Source organism: Microbacterium sp. 69-10, assembly GCF_001897945.1.
In the GTDB taxonomy this organism is placed as follows: Bacteria; Actinomycetota; Actinomycetes; order Actinomycetales; family Microbacteriaceae; genus Microbacterium.
The window spans coordinates 122,853-126,159 of sequence record NZ_MKRT01000025.1; the positions used below are offsets into that span (position 1 = coordinate 122,853).

Sequence of the window (3,307 nt, forward strand, 5' to 3'; positions counted from 1 at the left end):
TCACGCGCAGCTCCGCCGGAACTCGTCGATCACCGCCGCGGGCTCCCCGACGGCCCGCACGGTGCCGGCCTCGAAGAGAACCGCCTCGTCGCATCGTGCCGCCAGCTCCAGATCGTGCGTGACCAGCACGAGGGGCACGTCCAGTCCCAGCAGCAGGTCGCCGATCCTGCGGGCGTTGCGCAGGTCCAGCAGCGTCGTGGGCTCATCGGCGACGACCAGCCCCGGATGCGTCGCAAGAACGGACGCGAGGGCCAGCAGCTGCCGCTGCCCTCCCGAGAGCTCGGAGACCGGGACATCCGCGCGGTCGGCGAGGCCGTACTCCGCGAGGATCCGTGCGACCCGGGCCGTTCGATCGGACCGTGACAGGCCGGGCAGCGAGAGCGCGAGATCCTCCGCGGGCGTCGGCATCAGGAGCTGCGCCTCCGGATTCGTGAAGACGAAGCCGACGTGGCGTCGCAGCGCCTTCGCGTCGCGCATCGGATCCAGTCCGTGCACCCGCAGGCTCCCCGCGGTCGGCAGCCGCAGACCGTTCAGCATCCGCGCGAAGGTCGACTTGCCGGAGCCGTTCGCGCCGATGACGGCCGTGCGGCCCGCGGTCAGCCGCAGGTCGACGTCGTGCAGCAGCTCGGCGCCGTCGACGGTGAGACCGATGTCCTCGCAGTTGATCGCGGTGCCGGTCGCGACGGCCTCAGCCGGCATGCGCGACGGCGCGCGCCCGGGTCGGGAACGCACGCGGATACGCCCGGCGCAGTGCGACGGCCAGGACCACGGCGAGGACCGCCTTGAGCAGATCGCCGGGCAGGAACACGAGACTGGAGAGCACGGTGGGCCCGAACGGCACACCGGTCACGAAGGACTGCACCGGGATGCCGAAGAGGTAGATCACGAGGATGCCGCCCAGCACCGCACCGAGACCCGCGCGCCACCAGGTGAACCTGCCGTGGTGGGCGATCATCCCGATCACGATGCTCCCGGCGATCCATCCCAGCAGGTAGCCCGCCGTGGGGCCCAGGAAGACGCCCAGTCCCCCGCGTCCGCCGGCGAGCACGGGCAGGCCCGCGGCGGCGAGGGCGAGCACGACCAGCACGGCCAGGGGCGCGCGTCTGGCGCCCAGCACGAGGCCTGCGAGCATGACACCGAGGGTCTGTGCGGTGATCGGGACGCCCCCGGGGACGGGCACCGTAGCGGTGCCGAGCACCACGATCAGCGCGGCGAAGACGGCGATACGGGCGAGGTCTGCGCCCAGCGGGCGTGGCGAATCGGTCATCGGGGCTCCTTTCGGACGGCTGAAGTCTTGCCGTCCTGAACACTGTTCACCTGAACGGTGTTCACTATACTGGGAGCCATGCCTCCCGCACGACACGACCGTCACAGTGTGGTCGACTGCGCCCTGCGCCTGCTCGACCGGGTGGGACTGCCCGACCTGTCCATGCGTCGCCTGGCGACCGAGCTGGATGTTCAGCCCAGCGCGCTGTACTGGCACTTCGCGAGCAAGCAGGAGCTGCTCGCGGCCGTCGCCGAGCGCATCCTCGACACGATCCCCGCTCCGGACGCCGCCACCTCACTGGCCGATACCGCGGGCAGCATCCGCGACGCGCTGCTCGCCTACCGCGACGGCGCGGAGGTCGTGATGAGCACCTATGCCCTGCGGCTCGGCACGCGACGCGCGCAGGACGCTCTCGGCGCCTCGCTCGGCGATGCGGATCCCGACGCCGCGGACGCCGTGTTCGTGTTCGTGCTCGGGCACACCACTCTGCTGCAGCAGCGCATGCACGCGCAGAGCATCGGAGCCGTCGCACCCGACGCCGCGGACCCGACCGCGCACGCCGACGAGGTCTTCGACGCCGGCATCCGCGCCTTCGCCTCGCTCAGCGCGGCGCGCCCTCCGCGCTGACCGCCGTTCCCGCGCCGTCGCCCATCCGCAGACCAGGCACCAGCGAGATCAGCAGAAGCACCCCTGCCAGCAGGTAGACCGTGAGGTATCCCGTGCCGAGCACGGGCAGCAGCGCGAAGCCGAGGCCGGCCAGCGCGATCGTGACGGCGGAGCCGGATGCCTCGAAGATCGACAGCGCCGCGGAGTTGAACCCCTCGTTCGCCGTGGTGGAGTACGCCAGGGTCAGGACGGTCAGCCGCGGATACAGCAGCCCCATGCCCGCTCCGGCGAGTCCCCACGCCAAGATCACGATCCACGGATCCGCACCGAGAGCGCTCACGAAGAGGAGCCCCGCGACTCCGGTCAGCATGAGCAGCACTGCGATCCAGGTGATCCGCGCGCTGCCCAGTCTGTCGCCGTACCGGCCCTGCACGGCCGACGCGCCCGACCAGCCGATCGCGGCCAGGGTGAGGGCGAGTCCGGCCACCGTGGGCGAGAACCCGAACCGGTCGATCAGCAGCTTCGGCACGTACGCCTCGGCGGCGAAGAACGCGCCCGCGACGATCCCGCGCATGAGGATGGTGCTGGGCAGGCCCGAGACCGCCCGCAGCGTGCCCTTCGGCAGCAGCGGGAGCAGCGAGAATCCGATGACGAGCACCGCGGCCAGTGCGATCGGGCCGCCCGCCGCCGCGGGCGCGTCCGCCGCGAGACCCACCGTCACCGCGCCCGCTGCGACCAGCACCGCGAGCAGCATCCGCAGCGCGATCCCGCCCCGCGGAGGCTCGGCCGCGTCGGCGACGCCGTCCGCGTCCGACCCGGCATCCGCGTCCAGCGACGCGCCCCGCAGTCGCGACACGACCAGCGCGAACGCGGCGGCGGTGAGCACCGCGACGCCGAGGAACGTCCACCGCCAGTGCAGGTACTCGGTCACCGCGCCCGCCAGGAAGGGCCCGATCATCGATGGCACGACCCACGCCGCCGCATACGCGGCGAAGATGCGGCCGTGCAGCTGCGGCGGGTAGACGCGCGCGACCACGACGTACAGGGCGACGGTCTGACCACCGGCCCCGAGCCCCTGGATGAGCCGCCCGAGGATGAAGGTGTGCATGTCCGACGAGAAGCCCGACACGAGAAGGCCCGCCGCGAACAGCGCCACGGCCGTGTACAGCGGTGCGCGCGGGCCCGACCTGTCGCTCCACGCCCCCACGGCGACCATGCCGATCACACCCGTCGAGATCGTTGCGGAGAACGCGACAGCGAACAGCGCCTCGCCGTCCAGGTCGCGCGCGACGATGGGCATGACGGTGGTGACCGCCAGCGACTCGATCGCGGCGAGGAAGATCAGCACGACCGTACCGACCGTGATGCCGAGGCGGCTGCGATCCCAGATCGTCGGCTCTGCGGCGGCGGTCACGCGCGGACCGCGGAGGCGGC

The 3,307-nt window shown here is 72.2% G+C and carries 4 protein-coding genes; 1 reads left to right on the plus strand and 3 read right to left on the minus strand.

What is annotated here, in order from left to right; genetic code table 11:
• Both BGN97_RS13630 and BGN97_RS13635 read right to left on the minus strand, forming a co-directional pair.
• Window positions 1–699, minus strand: coding sequence for an ABC transporter ATP-binding protein (locus BGN97_RS13630; RefSeq protein ID WP_292702560.1), 699 nt, complete (start codon window positions 697–699; stop codon window positions 1–3).
• Window positions 689–1,267, minus strand: coding sequence for a biotin transporter BioY (locus BGN97_RS13635; protein WP_292702562.1), 579 nt, complete (start codon window positions 1,265–1,267; stop codon window positions 689–691). Before BGN97_RS13635 ends, BGN97_RS13630 begins: the two co-directional genes overlap by 11 nt.
• 78 nt (window positions 1,268–1,345) lie before the next feature.
• Here BGN97_RS13635 and BGN97_RS13640 point away from each other — a divergent pair, with 78 nt between their 5' ends.
• A complete protein-coding gene (locus BGN97_RS13640) occupies window positions 1,346–1,894 on the plus strand; it encodes a TetR family transcriptional regulator (protein ID WP_292702564.1) in 549 nt (182 codons plus the stop codon).
• Here the strand turns inward: BGN97_RS13640 and BGN97_RS13645 are convergent.
• Window positions 1,869–3,287, minus strand: coding sequence for an MFS transporter (locus BGN97_RS13645; RefSeq protein WP_292702566.1), 1,419 nt, complete (start codon window positions 3,285–3,287; stop codon window positions 1,869–1,871). The genes BGN97_RS13640 and BGN97_RS13645 overlap by 26 nt on opposite strands.
• Window positions 3,288–3,307: the final 20 nt, after the last annotated feature.

Bases quoted from the DNA above. Each gene is read 5' to 3' on its own strand.
- BGN97_RS13630 (WP_292702560.1), bottom strand. From the start codon at position 699: ATGCCGGCTGAGGCCGTCGCGACCGGCACCGCGATCAACTGCGAGGAC.
- BGN97_RS13635 (WP_292702562.1), bottom strand. From the start codon at position 1,267: ATGACCGATTCGCCACGCCCGCTGGGCGCAGACCTCGCCCGTATCGCC.
- BGN97_RS13640 (WP_292702564.1), top strand. From the start codon at position 1,346: ATGCCTCCCGCACGACACGACCGTCACAGTGTGGTCGACTGCGCCCTG.